The organism is Mycobacterium sp. UM_Kg27 (assembly GCF_000972905.1).
In the GTDB taxonomy this organism is placed as follows: domain Bacteria; phylum Actinomycetota; class Actinomycetes; order Mycobacteriales; family Mycobacteriaceae; genus Mycobacterium.
In genome coordinates this window covers 1-14,592 of sequence record NZ_JRMM01000020.1, presented here as the reverse complement: position 1 = coordinate 14,592, position 14,592 = coordinate 1, and the positions used below count along the sequence as shown (strand labels likewise).

Here is a 14,592-nt window from a genome sequence, read left to right as displayed (position 1 = left end):
GGCTGGAGGAAACCATGTCCGGCGGAATGAGCTTCGAACTGACCGAGGACCAGCAGCTGATCCGGCAGTCGGTCGCCGAACTCGCGGCGAAGTTCGACGACCACTACTGGATGACCAAAGACCAGGCGCACGAGTTCCCGCAGGAGTTCTACGACGCCATCGCCGGCGGCGGCTGGCTGGGCATGACCATCCCCGAGGAATACGGCGGGCACGGCCTGGGCATCACCGAGGCCACCATCCTGGCCGAGGAAGTGGCGCGTTCCGGCGGTGGCATGAACGCCGCCAGCTCGATCCACATGTCGATCTTCGGCATGCAGCCGGTCGTGGTCTTCGGCTCGGACGAGATGAAAGCCGAAACACTGCCCCGCATCGCCCATGGTGATCTTCATGTGTGCTTCGGCGTCACCGAACCCACCGCGGGCCTCGACACCTCCCGCATCACCACCTTCGCCAAGCGTGACGGCAGTGATTATGTGGTCAACGGCCGCAAGGTCTGGATCTCCAAAGCCCTGGAGTCCGAGAAGATCCTGCTGCTGACCCGCACCGAGTCCCGCGAGGACGTGGAAAAGCGCGGCGCCAAACCCACCGACGGTCTCACCCTGTTCCTCACCGACATCGACCGCGACCATGTCGACATCCGGCCGATCACCAAGATGGGCCGCAACGCGGTGTCGTCCAACGAGGTGTTCATCGACGACCTGCGCATCCCGGCCGAACACCGGATCGGTGAAGAGGGCAAGGGCTTTTCCTACATCCTGCACGGGCTCAACCCGGAGCGGATGTTGATCGCCGCCGAGGCGCTGGGCATCGGCCGGGTCGCGCTGGACCGTGCGGTCCGCTACGCCAACGAGCGGGTGGTGTTCGACCGGCCGATCGGCATGAACCAGGGCATCCAGTTCCCACTCGCGGACTCGCTGGCCCGCCTGGACGCCGCCGAGCTGATCCTGCGCAAGGCCACCTGGCTCTACGACAACGGCAAGCCCTGCGGCCGTGAGGCCAATATGGCCAAATACCTCTGTGCCGATGCCGGTTTCGCGGCCGCCGACCGGGCGCTGCAGACCCACGGCGGGATGGGCTACTCCGAGGAATACAACATCTCCCGGTTCTTCCGGGAGTCCCGCCTGATGAAGATCGCCCCGGTCAGCCAGGAGATGATCCTGAACTTCCTCGGCTCTCATGTGCTCGGCCTGCCGAGGAGCTACTGATGGCTGCACCGCTGTCCGGCATCACGGTGGTGGCGCTGGAACAGGCGGTGTCGGCGCCGATGTGCACCCGCGCCCTGGCCGACTTCGGCGCGCGGGTCATCAAGGTGGAAAACCCCGACGGCGGTGACTTCGCCCGCTACTACGACGACGTGGTGCACGGCCAGGCCGCGCACTTCGTCTGGGTCAACCGGGGCAAGGAGTCGGTGACCCTGGACCTGAAAAGCGAAGCGGGACGCGATGTCCTGCACCGCCTGTTGGACCGCGCCGACGTGCTGGTGTCCAACCTCGCGCCGGGCGCCACCGCACGTCTGGGCCTTTCCCCCGAGCAGATGGCGCACCGGCACCCGAACGTGATCGCCGTGGAGATCGACGGCTACGGCACCGGCGGACCGCTGTCGCACAAAAGGGCCTACGACCTGCTGGTGCAGGCCGAATCGGGCGTGTGCTCGGTGACCGGCAATCCGGGCGCCCCGGCCAAACCGGGCCCGCCGGTCGCCGACGTCACCACCGGCCTCTACGCGGCGCTGTCGATCATGGCGCTGCTGGTCGGCCGAGATCGCAGCGGGCCGGCGCCATCGGTCAGCGTGAGCCTGTTCGACACCATGGCCGAGATGATGGGCTACCACCTGACCTATGCCCGGCACTCCGGGATCGACCAGCAGCCGCTGGGCATGAGCTCACCGGCGGTGGCGCCCTACGGCGCCTATCCCACCGCGGACGGCCACACCGTGGTGCTGGGCACCACCAACGACCGGGAATGGCAGCGGCTGGCCCGAGAACTGCTGGGCCGCAACGATCTCGCCGACGATCCGCGCTTCACCGGCAACGCCGACCGGGTCGCGAACCGGGCGATACTGGACGAGGCGATCGCCGCGTGGTGCGCCCGCCACGACCTGGCCCACATCCAGGACGCCGCCGACGCCGCCGGGATCGGCAACGCCCGCTACAACACGCCCAGCGACGTGCTGGCGCATCCGCAACTGGGCGACCGCGACCGCTGGCACAGCATCGACACCCCGGCCGGCCCCATCCCGTCACTGCTGCCGCCGCCGGTGATCTCCGGCTACCGCCCACCGATGGGGGCGGTACCGGACTTGGGTGAACACACCGACACGGTGCTGGACGAACTGGGCCTGACCGGCGAGGAGATCGTCGCCCTGCGCGCCGACGGGGTCATCGGGCAGGCTGGGCGTTGATGACTTACGACGAAGTACTGCTGCGCGCCGACCGCGACGGCGTGCGGACGCTGACCCTGAACCGGCCTGAGCGCAAGAACGCGATCAACCCGGAGTTGTGGCGTGCGCTGCGCGACGCACTGCGCGCCGCCGCCGACGACCCCGACCTGCGGGCCCTGGTGATCACCGGCGCCGGCGGGGCGTTCTGCTCGGGCGCCGATATCGGCGCCGGAGATGAGGTCCACCCGGTGGAGAAGCTGCGCCGTCTCTCCGACGTCGCTCTGGCCCTGCACGAGCTGACCGTCCCCACCATCGCGAAGGTGGCCGGTGTCGCCGTGGGGGCCGGCTGGAATCTGGCGCTGGGTTGCGATCTGGTGGTCGCGACACCGGAATCGACGTTCTGCCAGATCTTCTCGAAGCGGGGGCTCTCGATCGATCTGGCCGGATCCTGGTTGCTGCCCAAACTCGTCGGGCTGCAGCAGGCCAAGCGGCTCGCCCTGCTGGCCGAGACCATCGACGCCGGCGAGGCGCAGGCGCTGAACCTGGTGACCTGGGTGGTGGGTGCCGGCGAGATCGACGAATTCGTGGACGGCCTCGCCGACCGACTGGCCGCCGGCCCGCCGCGCGCGCTGGCGCAGACCAAGGCGCTGCTCAATCAGGGGGCCGATGCCACCTTGCCCGAGTCCCTGGCCAATGAGGCGCGGGCCCAGATCGTGAACTTCGCGGGCACCGATGCCGCGGAAGCCTATGCGGCCTTCGCCGAGAAGCGTGCGCCGCGCTTCACCGGCGGGTGGCCGCCGAAGACAACGAGAACGGAGTAGTCAGATGCGACCCACGGTGATTGTCGGAGCGGTGCGTACCCCCGTCGGCAAGCGCAACGGCGGGCTGGCCGGCACCCATGCCGCGGACCTGTCCGCGCTCGTGCTGGGCGAACTCATGGAGCGCACCGGAACCGACCCGGGCATCGTCGATGACGTGGTGTGGGGCTGCGTGTCGCAGGTGGGCGATCAGTCCTCCAACATCGGCCGGTACGCGGTGCTGGCCGCGGGCTGGCCAGAGCACGTCCCGGCAACCACCGTCAATCGGGCCTGCGGCTCCAGCCAGCAGGCGCTGGACTTCGCGGTACAGGCCGTGATGTCGGGCCAGCAAGACATCGTGGTCGCCGGCGGCGTGGAGGTGATGAGCCGGGTCCCACTCGGCGCCGCCCGCGCGACCGGCGAGCCCTTCGGTCCGAAAGCGCTGGCCCGCTATGACGGTTTCCAGTTCAACCAGGGCATCGGCGCCGAGATGATCTGCGAGAAATGGGGTTTCGACCGCACTCAGGTCGATGAGTATTCGGCGCGCTCCCACGAGTTGGCCGCCGCCGCGCAGGACATCGGTGCGTTCCGCGATCAGATCGTCCCGGTGGCGACCGCCGCCGGCGTGGTGGACGCCGACGAAGGCATCCGCCGCGGCACCACCGCGGAGAAGCTGGCGGGGCTCAAGCCGGCCTTCCGTGCGGACGGATTGATCCACGCCGGCAACTCGTCGCAGATCTCCGACGGCGCCGCAGCGCTTTTGGTGATGAGCGAGGACGAGGCAGCCCGTCGCGGGTTGACTCCGCTGGTGCGCTACACCGCCGGCGCGGTGACCGGCGCTGACCCGGTGCTGATGCTCACCGGGCCCATCCCGGCGACAGCGAAGGTGCTCAAGCGTGCCGGACTGGGCATCGACGAGATCGGCGTCTTCGAAGTCAACGAGGCCTTCGCCCCGGTGCCGATGGCGTGGCTGGCCGAGACCGGCGCCGACGCCAAGCGGCTCAACCCGCTCGGCGGCGCGATCGCCTTGGGTCACCCGCTCGGTGCATCGGGGGCGGTGCTGATGATCCGGATGATTCACCACATGCGCGACAACGGGATTCGCTACGGCCTGCAGACCATGTGCGAGGGCGGCGGCACCGCCAACGCCACGATCGTCGAGCTGTGTGGTTAGGGGACGGTTCATGCGGCGCGATCTGTTCACGCAGGACCACGAGTCATTCCGGGCCTTGGCCCGAGACTTCGTCGAGAAGCACGTGGTGCCCGAATACCCCAACTGGGAGAAGGCCGGCCGGATGCCCCGCGAGGTGTTCGAGCACCTGGGATCGCTGGGGATGCTGGGCATGGCCATCCCCGAGCAGTACGGCGGCGCTGGTGTCGAGGACTACCGCTACAACGTTGTGCTGCAGGAGGAAGCGGCGCGCGCCCTGGTCACGCTGTCCACGGTGCGCACCCAGCTCGAGGTGATCCTGCCGTACTTCCTGCACTACGCCAACGACGAGCAGCGGGCGCGCTGGTTTCCCGGGATGGCGGCCGGCACGCTGCTCACCGCGATCGCGATGACCGAGCCCGGCACCGGATCGGACCTGGCCGGGATGCGCACCACCGCCGTGCGCGACGGCGACGACTACATCCTCAATGGCGCCAAGACGTTCATCACCGGCGGCATCCAGGCCGACCTGGTGATCGTGGTGGCCCGCACCTCGACCGACCCGGACAACCGTCGCCGTGGGTTGACCCTGCTGGTGGTCGAGGACGGCATGGCCGGCTTCGAGCGCGGCCGAGAACTGGACAAGATGGGCTGCAAGGTCCAAGACACCGCCGAGTTGTCGTTTACCGACGTGCGGGTTCCGGTGGCCAACCGGCTGGGGGCCGACGGTGAGGCGTTCAGCTATCTGGGCCACAACCTCGCCCAGGAGCGGCTCACCGTGGCGGTCGGGTCCGTGGCGCAGGCCCGCTCAGCGCTGGCCGCGACCATCGACTACGTCCAGAACCGCAACGTGTTCGGTTCGCCGGTCGCGTCGTTCCAGAACACCAAGTTCGAGTTGGCGGCGGTCTCCACCGAGATCGAGGCGGCCCAGTGCATGCTCGACCGGGCGGTCGCCGACCACGTCGAGGGAGTGTTGTCGGGTGCTGACGCCGCCCGCACCAAACTGTTCTGCACCGAGATGCAGGCCCGGGTCATCGACCGCTGTCTGCAGCTGTTCGGCGGCTACGGCTACATGATGGAATACCCGATTGCCCGGCTCTACACCGATGCGCGGGTGGCCCGGATCTATGCCGGGACCAGCGAGGTAATGAAGATGATCGTCGCCAAGTCCCTGGGTCTCTGAGGGCAGACGACGCCGCGGATTCCGTCCGAGCGAAGCCAACGTCACGCTCGGTGAGAGGTACGCCGAAAAATTATTTGAGTGAGACCCTTGTCACAGTGGGCCTAACCAACCTACTGTGTGTTCACTTGGTTGGTTAAGCGAAGGAGACCGGTGACGTCACCCCGGCCGTACGCCACACTCCTCGCCAAAGGCGAGGACCGCAGGCAGCGGATTCTGTTGGCGGCTGAGCACCTGTTGGCGCGTAACGGCTGGCGCAACACTTCACTGGCGCAGATCGCCCGCAACGCCGGCGTCAGCGCCGCCGGCCTGCTGCACCATTTCGCCTCCAAGGAACAGCTGTTGCACGCGGTGCTCGACGCCCGCGACGCCGACGACGACATCCACGCCGACCGCAGCGGCGACCTCATCGAGGAGATCCGGCGGGTGGCCGAGCGGTTCACCCGGGCGCCCGAACTGGTCGGCACGTTCACCGTGCTGCTCGCCGAGAACGTCCTGCCGGAGGCGCCGCTGCACGACCGGATGCTGAACCGGTACCGCAGCGCGCTGGAGATCGTCGCCGACCTGATCCGGCGCGGCATGGACGACGGCCGTTACCGCACAGACCTCAACGCGACCGCCAAGGCCGCGGAGATTATCGCCTTTATCAACGGAATGGAGATGTCATGGCTGCTGGATCCCTCAATACCTCTGAACGAAGTGTTCGCGGGGTACGCGGAAACGTTGGCCCGCGACTTCGCTCCGCCGGAAAAGGAAGCCCAGCGGTGAGCGGGACCGGTGAGCAGGACATGCGCTACCGGTTCGACATCGTGGGCCGCAGCGTCGTCGACGTCGTGATGGCCGCCGGCGGCTGGCTCTATGACCGGGCGACGGCCGGCTGGGACGTCACGGTCTTGATCGATGACGTCGAGGACACCCGCCCCCTGGAGATCCTCGGGGCCAAGGTGCTGGATCTGGAGTCGGTGCTCACGCAGTGGGAGCACTGGCCGCACCCGCAGACCATCGCGGTGTGCGCCGAGATGTTCGACGGCCACGCCCAGGTGCGCCAGGGCGTGATCGACGCGCTGGAGCACAGCAGCACCGAGGTGACATTGTGGGGCGACGTGCCCGCGGAATTGGACAGCGACGTCGACGCCCGCCACCACCGGCTCAGTGCGGCAGCTCGTGCCTTCAAGGCGCAGGCGCTGCGCGCGGCCGGCATCGATCCGGCGAATTCGCACGCCGGAGACGGCCACATCGAGACGTTCCGCTGCGGGCCGGCGGCGTGTACCTCGGTCGCGGCGGACCTGAGCCCAGCCAGTTGAGGGGCGCGGGCAGCGCGCGACCGACATGATGCCGGACCCACTGGCACGCTCCCTGGTGCTGGTGACCGACTATCGGGTGCCGGATCCGGCCAAGGTCTGGCCGCTGATGCAGCGACACCGCGACAGCCTTGCCCACCTGGGCGCCCACCACGTGCTCGTCTACACCTCGACGGTCGATCCGGGCCGAGTGCTGGCGGTGATGGCGATTTACGCCGCGCAGCCGGTAGTCGACCTGCTGCGCGATGAGGCCTTCATGGCCTGGTTCGATGCCGTCGGCGTCAGCGACATCCCGGCGGTGTTCGCCGGATCATTGGTGGAGCGCATCGATCTGACCGACACGTCGAGCCTCGCCGAACCGCCGGGTTCATGCGGCGGTCCCGGCTTCGCCTCTCCTTCGTCGAGCCTCGCCGAACCGCCGGGTGTGGTGGTCGCCGCCGTGGCCGAAGTCGGCGACACTCAAGCACTGATCTCCCACGTTCATGCCACCGAAAAGCACTTCACCGCGGCCGGTATCCGAAAGATCCTGATATTCCAGGCCTTCGACAACCCGCGCGAGATCTTCATGCTGCAGGAAGCAGACGACGAATTCGGCGCCGGGCAGTGGATCAACGAACCCGAGTTCGCCTCCGAATGGATCACCCGAGCCGGCGTCGGGATCTATCCGCCGGTGTTCGTCGGTCGCCTGGCGCACCTGATGCGCGTCGGCGACGAATCTGAAACGGCGGACGAGCCGGCGAGTTGAGCGCTCAGTCGCTGGCCGGCAGCGGCTTGGCTTCTTTGATGCTCAGTGGCACGGTACCGATGCTCAAGGTTCCGGCGCCGGCCTTGGTCACCAGCACCTCGGCGCCGGCTTCGTCGACATAGCGCTTGCCCATCACCGCACCGCCGGAGAAGTCCGGGTCCAGTGCTGCGTCACTGGAAGTGGTGTCGTCCAGCGGCACCATCGGGGCGCCACCGGCGCGCAGATCATCGAGACTGTCGGCGGTCTTGACGACGATGACCTGGGTGTCGCAGACCTGGCTCTTCAGGCGGGTACCGGACTTGATCATTGCGCCCCTTCGGCATTGGTGGGCAGTGCTTCAACTTCAGAGACGAGTTCCCGGCGCAACACCTTGCCGGTCGGGGTGGTCGGCAACTCCGGTCGGAAGACGATCCGGTCGGGGGTGCGGGATCCTCGCAGCTGCTGTCGAACATACTCGCGCAGTGCCTCGGAATCAGGCGAGGCACCCGGTGCCGGCACCACGCACGCGACGATGATCTGTCCCCACTCCGGGTCGGGTGCGCCGACCACCGCGACGTCGCGCACCTCGGGGTGCTCGACCAATACGTCCTCGATCTCGGCGGGGGCGATGTTCTCCCCACCCCGGATGATGGTGTCGTCCGAGCGCCCGACGATGAACAGGTAGCCGTCCTTGTCGAGCACGGCGAGGTCGCGGGTGGGAAACCAGCCCTCGTCGTCGAGCACCGACCCGATGCCGGTGTATTTGCCCGAAACCTGTTCGCCGCGTACATAAAGCTCACCGGGTTGTCCGGCTTCCAGCACGCGGCCCTCGTCGTCGCGGATGGCGGCTTCGATGCCGGGCACCGGACGGCCGACCGAACCCAACCGCCTGCGAACGGCTTCCTCGGTGGAGGCATAGGCGGTCCGGTGGTCTTCGGGGGTCAGCACCGCGACCGTCGAACTGGTCTCGGTCAGGCCGTAGGCGTTGACGAAGCCGACCTCGGGCAGCAGATCCAGTGCGCGGCGCACCAGTGGCAACGCGACTTTGGAGCCGCCGTAGGCGAGGTTGCGCAGGGTGGCCAGCGGGGTCGGGCGGGATTCCAACTCGGAGACAATGCGCTCCAACATGGTGGGGACCACGGTTGCGGTGGTCACCGCCTCGGTGTTGACCAGCCGGATCCATTCCGAGGCGCTGAACCGGCGCAGATAAACGGCTTTGCGCCCGGCGTACAGATTGCTCAGCGCGGCGCCGACACCGGCGATGTGGTACGGCGGCACGCAGATCAGCGCGGCGTCGCCCGTATCCGCGGAGTCGAACTCGACCGTCTGTGTCACATAGCTGGTCAGGTTATTGTGCGTTAGCTCAACGGCTTTGGGTGTGGACGTGGTCCCCGAGGTGAACAGCACCACCGCCACCTCGTCGGGATCGGGCCATTGCACCGTGGGTGTGGCGGTCTGGGCGCGGGCGCAGAAGGTGTCGGAATCGATGACCGCGACGCCGATATCGCCGGCCTCGCCGATCATGTCGCTGTATTCCTTATCCACCACGACCAGCGGCTGCGGCAGTCGCTCGATCAGCTCCCGCAGCGCCTGGCCGCTGAGCCGGTAGTTCAGCGGTGCCAACGGCCGCCCGGACCGCGCCGCGGAGAACAGCAACAGCGGCAGCATGTCGCCACCCATCCCGACATAGGCCACGCTGCCCGCGCCGGTCTCCTCGATCACTCCCGCACCGGCATCGGCGAGGGCGTTGAGCTCCGCGGTGGTGTAGCGGGTGGTCTCGGAGACGACCGCGACCCGATCCGGGGCGGCGGACACCGCCATCTCCAGCAGCAGTGAAATGCTCACCGTTGCGTCCTCCGAACACCCATGAGAACGACATTATCATTTTTCGGTAGTTTCGATATCGTGCGCGCGGTGGCAACGCCGCCGCTGGGTACGCTGACGTGCGACATGATCGAAATGGTCGACCTGGAAGCCGCTGTGCCCGACGCCGCGCCCGGCGCCGGGATCACCATCGCGACAGGTGTTCGCTTCGACACCGCGCACGCCGAACACTGGCTGCAGCACGCCACCTTCACCCTCACCGAGACCGAGACGACGGATCGCCGCGTGGTCACCGTCGCCTCGCTGCCCGAGGCGCTGGCCGAGATCACTGACCGCTGCGAGCGCTGGTCGCAGGCCGCGTCGATCTGCGACGACGTGCTGCGCGCGCTGGACCCGGCAGCACCGGCCTGGTCCGGCCTGGTCACCGAGTCGCTGGCCTACTCGGTGCTGCAAGCCGGCCCGGAGTTCGCCGACTGGCTCGCGGCGCGCGGCCCCGCCACTCTGCCGGCAGTCGCCGACCCCCTGCTCCTCGACCGCGACGGTGACACCTTGCGACTGCGCTTCAACCGGCCGCAGCGCCACAACGCCTTCGACAACTCGACGCGGGCCGTTCTGCTCGACGGACTGGCCGTGGCCGCCGCCGACCCCGCGATCGACGAAGTGGTGCTCAGCGGAGTCGGACCGTCGTTCTGCAGCGGCGGCGACCTCGCCGAGTTCGGCGGGTTCACCGATGTGCCCAGCGCCCACGTGGCCCGCACCCGGCACAGCCCGGCGCTGGCGCTGGACGCGCTGACCGCTCGGCTGGGCGCGCGTTGTCGCGCCGACATCCACGGTCAGGTGCTGGGCAGCGGCCTGGAGATGGCCGCCTTCTGCGGCTGGGTACGAGCACACCCGGCCACGGTGCTGGGTCTGCCCGAGCTGAGCCTCGGGCTGATCCCGGGCGCGGGCGGCACGGTCAGCGTCACCCGCCGCATCGGCCGGTGGCGCACCGCTTATCTCATCCTGTCCGGCCGCACCATCGACGCGCCGACCGCGCTGCGCTGGGGCCTGGTCGACGAGATCGCGTCGTGATTGCCGAGCAGGCCTGGGGTGACTCGGGGCTGGCCTGGCTGACCGGGCAGCCGCACGGCAGGCCGGACTTCTCCCGGGCCGCGGTGCTGCAGCGCGCTACGCAGGTGCTGGGCCGCTTCACCGCCGCGACCGGAGTTGCGGCCGACGCCGCGGAGGTGCTGGCCGGCCGGGCCGGTCTGCTGGGCTGGACGCGTGCCGGGCGGGTTTCGGCCGGGGGAGCGTCGCGGCTGCTGCCCGCAGCGGACGGGTGGTGGGCGCTGACGCTCGCCCGCCCCGACGACCTCGAGGCGGTGCCCGCTCTGATCGAAGCCGAGTGCTCCGATCCGTGGGCGGGGATCGCCGGCTGGGCTTCGACGCGGCCGGTGGCCGAGGTCGTGGCGCGGGCGCGGCTGCTGGATCTGCCCGCCGCAGCGTTGGGCGAGACCGCTCCCGCTGCCCCGGTGGTGCGCCGAGCCGGTTCGGCGGGACCGGTCCGCGGTCTGCCCGGAGCGCTTGTCGTCGACCTGACCTCGCTGTGGGCCGGACCGCTGTGCGGGCTGCTGCTCGCCCAGGCTGGAGCGACGGTGATCAAGGTGGAAAGTCCGTCGCGCCCGGACGGCACCCGCAGCGGCTCCAGCGCCTTCTTCGACTGGATGAACGGCGGCAAGCTTTCCTGCGCACTGGATTTCGACCGCGACAAGCGGGTCCTGGCCCACCTGCTGGCGGCTGCCGATGTGGTGTTGGAGGGTTCGCGACCGGCCGCCTTGGCCCGCCGTGGCCTGGGCCCGCTCGACGTGGCCGGCCGGCCCGGGCGGGTATGGCTGCAGATCACCGCGCACGGTGCCGACTGCGGCCACCCCGGATTCGGTGACGACGCCGCGGTCGCCGGGGGCCTGGTGGGTTGCGACTCCGACGGCGACCCGGTGTTCTGCGCGGACGCCATCGCCGACCCGTTGACCGGTATCGAAGCCGCCGCGGCGGTGGCCGATTCGATGGCGCGCGGCGGCGGCGAGCTGATCACGGTGGCACTGGCCGCCGTCGCCGCCAACTACGCCGCACTGCCCAAACACACTCCGGCTGAAGGGTTGTCGGTTCTTCCGCCGCCGCTTCCTCGCATCAAAGCTGTCGGGCCGGTGTTGGGGGCCGACGCCGCCCGCATCCGCGATCTCATGGTGGCGCGGTGCTGATCCAGCGCGCGAGGTTGCTCGGCGGGACGCGAGTCGATATCCGGCTCGGCGACACCATCGAGCACATCGCGCCGACATTGACGGCGCACCGCGGCGAAGACGTCCTCGACGTATGCGACGCGACCGTGATGCCCGGGCTGCACGATCACCACGTGCACCTGCGGTCGGCGGCCGCGGCGCTGGATTCGGTGTGCCTGGGCCCGCCGCACGTACGTACCCTCGATGACCTGGCCGCTGCACTGCGGGGCGCCACCCCCGACTCCGATGGCTGGGTGCGGGGCTACGGCTACCACGAATCCGTCGCCGGTGAACTCAACGCCGCACTGCTGGATCGGTTCTCGCCGCAGCTGCCGGTGCGGGTGGCGCATCGCAGCGGGGCGCTATGGGTGCTCAACTCGGCCGGTCTGGCCCGCACCGCGATGAACGGCAACCCCGATGGGCGGTTACTGCGCGCCCACGGCGATCCCGCGCCCCGGCTGCCGCACCGCGAACCCCCGCTGGCCCGGTTGAGCCGGCAGTTGGCGGCTCGCGGCGTCACCGGAATCACCGACGCCACCCCGGGTCATGGCGACGCCGACATCGCTGCGTTCGCCGCGGCTCGCGATACCGGCAAGCTGTTGCAGCGGCTGCACTGCATGGCTCCCCCCGGCACTACCGCAGCGCCGGGGGTCAGTCTCGGTCCGACCAAGATCATCCTTGATGACGCAACCCTGGATCTGGATGCGCTGGGAAAAGCGGTGTGCGACAACCACACCCGCGACCACGGCGTGGCCCTGCACTGCGTCACCGACGCCCAGCTCACCGTCGCGATAGCCGCGTGGCAGGCCGCCGGAACGCATCCCGCCGACCGTATCGAGCACGCGGCGGTGATACCCGAGGACCGACTGGCCGATCTCGCCGCACTCGGCATCACCGTCGTCACTCAGCCCAACTTCGTCGCCGAACGCGGCGACGATTACCTCGCCACCGTCGAACCCGAACGCCACCACGAACTGTGGCGGGTTTCCTCCCTGCAGCGCAACGCCATTCCGGTGGCACTGTCCACCGACACGCCCTTCGGCGACGGCGACCCCTGGGCGGCCATGCGCGCCGCCGTCCACCGCGCCACCCCCAGCGGTGCCGTGCTGGGGGCGGGGGAGCGGATCTCGGCTCGTACCGCCCTACAGGGGTTCACCGGCCATGCCGAGCGGCCAGCGACACCGCGGCGCATCGCCGTCGGTGAGCCCGGCGACCTGTGCGTGCTCAGCGGTGATCCGCTTGCGCTCGACGCCGGCCTGGTGACGTCCACGATCGTCGCCGGTGCTGTGGTCCACGGCGGTCGGTAGCCTGGCTAGATAGTTTGAGATTTTCGAGAGAGGCATCGATGACGCGCACGGACAGTGACAGCTGGGACTTGGCCACCAGTGTGGGAGCGACCGCGACCATGGTGGCGGCGCAGCGCGCGCTGGCCACCTCCGGTCCGGACAAACTGATCAACGACCCCTGGGCGGCACCGCTGGTGCGTGCGGTGGGCATCGACTTCTTCACCCGGATGGTCGACGGCGACATCCCGGTCGTCGAAGGCGGCGAGTTCGACCCGATCCGGATGGGCCACGGCATGGGCGTGCGGACCCGATTCTTCGACGAGCACTTCCTGTCGGCGACCCGCAGCGGCATCCGCCAGGCGGTCATCCTCGCCTCCGGGTTGGATTCCCGCGCCTACCGGTTGGACTGGCCGGCGGACACCGTGGTCTACGAGGTCGACCTGCCGGAGGTCATCGAGTTCAAGACCACCACGCTTCGCGACTTGGGCGCCGAGCCGACCGCCGAGCGTCGCGCCGTGGCCATCGACCTGCGTGACGACTGGCCGAGTGCCCTGCGGGCCGCCGGCTTCGACCCGCAGGCTCCCACGGTGTGGAGCGCCGAGGGTCTGCTGATCTACCTGCAGCCCGACGCCCAGGACGCCCTGTTCGACACGATCAAGTCGCTGAGCGCTCCGGGCAGCCGGGTGGCCTGTGAGTTCATCAGCGACACGTCGGTGTTCGCCGGCCCGGCGTGGCGTGAACACCGGGAGAAGATGTCGGCGCTGGGGTTCGAAGTGGAGATCGGCGACCTGATTTACCACGGCGAACGCAACCACATCATCGAGTACCTGACCGGCGCGGGCTGGACGGTGACGGGCCGCCAGGTCCGCGACCTCTACGCCGAGTGCGGCCTGGAGTACGGCGACGACGAACTGGCGATCGCGTTCGACGACATGACTTACTTGAGCGCCGTTCTGGCTGGTCCCGAGGTATGAAACGGGTCACAGCGCTGCGTTCGCCGATGTCGGCGGTTGGACGGTGGTGTGGTGCCCCCAGCAGGGCTCGAACCTGCGACCTGCGGATTAAAAGTCCGTAGCTCTACCAACTGAGCTATAGGGGCCGTGCTGGAACAGAATACTGCCTGCCCGATCGTGGTCGATGGGGGCCGGGTTTGAGGATTCGGGCTCCTGTGCCCTAAGCTAGCCAAGCTCCCAACGTGAAACGTTGTGAGTGCCTCGGAGAGATTCGGTTCTGGCCCCCATCGTCTAGTGGCCTAGGACGCCGCCCTTTCACGGCGGTAGCACGGGTTCGAATCCCGTTGGGGGTACTCGCGTCGTAGTAATAACGGAGCGAACAGCAAGGCCCTGTGGCGCAGTTGGTTAGCGCGCCGCCCTGTCACGGCGGAGGTCGCGGGTTCAAGTCCCGTCAGGGTCGCTTTTACGCGGCGAGGCACCTGGTGCCTTCCGGCCAGGTAGCTCAGTTGGTACGAGCGTCCGCCTGAAAAGCGGAAGGTCGCCGGTTCGATCCCGGCCCTGGCCACTTCAGAGGCGGTTTTGGCCTTGGCGTTCAACGTGACTTGTCATTTATTCGTCGCGGGTCATCTCACCAAGCCGCCGTCACCGGCCGGGTGTCTCCGGCCTCTTGACGGCGGTGTTGCTCGGCCTCGACCCAGTCGCGGGCCGCGCTCGCCCGAGACCTGTGCAGCTTCCGCTCCTT

The 14,592-nt window shown here is 68.8% G+C and carries 14 protein-coding genes and 4 tRNA genes; 15 read left to right on the top strand and 3 right to left on the bottom strand.

What is annotated here, in order from left to right; all coding sequences use genetic code 11:
- The first annotated feature begins 26 nt into the window (after window positions 1-26).
- The 8 genes from LI94_RS05525 (at window position 27) to LI94_RS23695 (ending at window position 7,553) form a co-directional block, all read left to right on the top strand.
- Window positions 27-1,205: an acyl-CoA dehydrogenase family protein gene (locus LI94_RS05525; protein WP_046300551.1), complete on the top strand. Its 1,179-nt coding sequence runs from the start codon at window positions 27-29 to the stop codon at window positions 1,203-1,205.
- On the top strand, window positions 1,205-2,401 hold the full coding sequence (locus tag LI94_RS05520) for a CaiB/BaiF CoA-transferase family protein (protein ID WP_046300550.1): 1,197 nt from the start codon (window positions 1,205-1,207) through the stop codon (window positions 2,399-2,401). The genes LI94_RS05525 and LI94_RS05520 overlap by 1 nt, the downstream gene beginning before the upstream one ends.
- Complete coding sequence (locus LI94_RS05515; protein WP_046300549.1) at window positions 2,401-3,201, top strand: enoyl-CoA hydratase-related protein; 801 nt, start codon at window positions 2,401-2,403, stop codon at window positions 3,199-3,201. The genes LI94_RS05520 and LI94_RS05515 overlap by 1 nt, the downstream gene beginning before the upstream one ends.
- A gap of 4 nt (window positions 3,202-3,205) precedes the next feature.
- Window positions 3,206-4,351: a thiolase family protein gene (locus LI94_RS05510; RefSeq protein WP_046300548.1), complete on the top strand. Its 1,146-nt coding sequence runs from the start codon at window positions 3,206-3,208 to the stop codon at window positions 4,349-4,351.
- Between the two features lie 10 nt (window positions 4,352-4,361).
- Window positions 4,362-5,510, top strand: coding sequence for an acyl-CoA dehydrogenase family protein (locus LI94_RS05505; protein ID WP_046300547.1), 1,149 nt, complete (start codon window positions 4,362-4,364; stop codon window positions 5,508-5,510).
- Between the two features lie 150 nt (window positions 5,511-5,660).
- Complete coding sequence (locus LI94_RS05500; RefSeq protein ID WP_046300546.1) at window positions 5,661-6,275, top strand: TetR/AcrR family transcriptional regulator; 615 nt, start codon at window positions 5,661-5,663, stop codon at window positions 6,273-6,275.
- Between the two features lie 20 nt (window positions 6,276-6,295).
- On the top strand, window positions 6,296-6,811 hold the full coding sequence (locus LI94_RS05495; protein ID WP_046300569.1) for a hypothetical protein: 516 nt from the start codon (window positions 6,296-6,298) through the stop codon (window positions 6,809-6,811).
- Window positions 6,812-6,839: 28 nt separating this feature from the next.
- Window positions 6,840-7,553: a hypothetical protein gene (locus LI94_RS23695; RefSeq protein ID WP_024441054.1), complete on the top strand. Its 714-nt coding sequence runs from the start codon at window positions 6,840-6,842 to the stop codon at window positions 7,551-7,553.
- Window positions 7,554-7,557: 4 nt separating this feature from the next.
- Here the strand turns inward: LI94_RS23695 and LI94_RS05485 are convergent, their stop codons facing one another.
- Window positions 7,558-7,860 carry a hypothetical protein gene (locus LI94_RS05485; protein WP_024441055.1) on the bottom strand — a complete coding sequence of 101 codons (303 nt, stop codon included), beginning with the start codon at window positions 7,858-7,860 and terminating at the stop codon, window positions 7,558-7,560.
- Window positions 7,857-9,377 (bottom strand): fatty acid--CoA ligase family protein, encoded by a 1,521-nt coding sequence (locus LI94_RS05480; RefSeq protein ID WP_046300545.1) that lies wholly within the window; start codon window positions 9,375-9,377, stop codon window positions 7,857-7,859. Before LI94_RS05480 ends, LI94_RS05485 begins: the two co-directional genes overlap by 4 nt.
- A gap of 105 nt (window positions 9,378-9,482) precedes the next feature.
- On the opposite strand from LI94_RS05480, the gene LI94_RS05475 reads away from it, so the two are divergent.
- From LI94_RS05475 to LI94_RS05460, 4 genes are read left to right on the top strand one after another with little or no spacing between them, the layout of a single operon-like run.
- Entirely contained in the window at window positions 9,483-10,427 is a 945-nt protein-coding gene (locus LI94_RS05475) for an enoyl-CoA hydratase/isomerase family protein (protein WP_046300568.1), read from the top strand.
- Window positions 10,427-11,593 (top strand): CoA transferase, encoded by a 1,167-nt coding sequence (locus tag LI94_RS05470; RefSeq protein WP_052739870.1) that lies wholly within the window; start codon window positions 10,427-10,429, stop codon window positions 11,591-11,593. The genes LI94_RS05475 and LI94_RS05470 overlap by 1 nt, the downstream gene beginning before the upstream one ends.
- A complete protein-coding gene (locus LI94_RS05465; RefSeq protein WP_046300544.1) occupies window positions 11,587-12,918 on the top strand; it encodes an amidohydrolase family protein in 1,332 nt (443 codons plus the stop codon). Before LI94_RS05470 ends, LI94_RS05465 begins: the two co-directional genes overlap by 7 nt.
- 38 nt (window positions 12,919-12,956) lie before the next feature.
- Complete coding sequence (locus LI94_RS05460; RefSeq protein ID WP_046300543.1) at window positions 12,957-13,871, top strand: class I SAM-dependent methyltransferase; 915 nt, start codon at window positions 12,957-12,959, stop codon at window positions 13,869-13,871.
- 49 nt (window positions 13,872-13,920) lie between these two features.
- Here LI94_RS05460 and LI94_RS05455 read toward each other — a convergent pair.
- Window positions 13,921-13,996, bottom strand: a tRNA-Lys gene (locus LI94_RS05455).
- 134 nt (window positions 13,997-14,130) lie between these two features.
- Here LI94_RS05455 and LI94_RS05450 point away from each other — a divergent pair.
- The 3 genes from LI94_RS05450 (at window position 14,131) to LI94_RS05440 (ending at window position 14,415) form a co-directional block, all read left to right on the top strand.
- Window positions 14,131-14,203: transfer RNA gene (locus LI94_RS05450), tRNA-Glu, on the top strand.
- A gap of 33 nt (window positions 14,204-14,236) precedes the next feature.
- Window positions 14,237-14,310, top strand: a tRNA-Asp gene (locus LI94_RS05445).
- Window positions 14,311-14,341: 31 nt separating this feature from the next.
- Window positions 14,342-14,415 (top strand) — tRNA-Phe (locus LI94_RS05440).
- Window positions 14,416-14,592 lie beyond the last annotated feature (177 nt).

What these genes read in the sequence shown, in the direction of transcription:
- LI94_RS05525 (WP_046300551.1), top strand. Translation starts at nt 27, where the DNA reads ATGAGCTTCGAACTGACCGAGGACCAGCAGCTGATCCGGCAGTCGGTC.
- LI94_RS05520 (WP_046300550.1), top strand. Translation starts at nt 1,205, where the DNA reads ATGGCTGCACCGCTGTCCGGCATCACGGTGGTGGCGCTGGAACAGGCG.
- LI94_RS05515 (WP_046300549.1), top strand. Translation starts at nt 2,401, where the DNA reads ATGACTTACGACGAAGTACTGCTGCGCGCCGACCGCGACGGCGTGCGG.
- LI94_RS05510 (WP_046300548.1), top strand. Translation starts at nt 3,206, where the DNA reads ATGCGACCCACGGTGATTGTCGGAGCGGTGCGTACCCCCGTCGGCAAG.
- LI94_RS05505 (WP_046300547.1), top strand. Translation starts at nt 4,362, where the DNA reads ATGCGGCGCGATCTGTTCACGCAGGACCACGAGTCATTCCGGGCCTTG.
- LI94_RS05495 (WP_046300569.1), top strand. Translation starts at nt 6,296, where the DNA reads ATGCGCTACCGGTTCGACATCGTGGGCCGCAGCGTCGTCGACGTCGTG.
- LI94_RS23695 (WP_024441054.1), top strand. Translation starts at nt 6,840, where the DNA reads ATGCCGGACCCACTGGCACGCTCCCTGGTGCTGGTGACCGACTATCGG.
- LI94_RS05485 (WP_024441055.1), bottom strand. Translation starts at nt 7,860, where the DNA reads ATGATCAAGTCCGGTACCCGCCTGAAGAGCCAGGTCTGCGACACCCAG.
- LI94_RS05475 (WP_046300568.1), top strand. Translation starts at nt 9,483, where the DNA reads ATGATCGAAATGGTCGACCTGGAAGCCGCTGTGCCCGACGCCGCGCCC.
- LI94_RS05460 (WP_046300543.1), top strand. Translation starts at nt 12,957, where the DNA reads ATGACGCGCACGGACAGTGACAGCTGGGACTTGGCCACCAGTGTGGGA.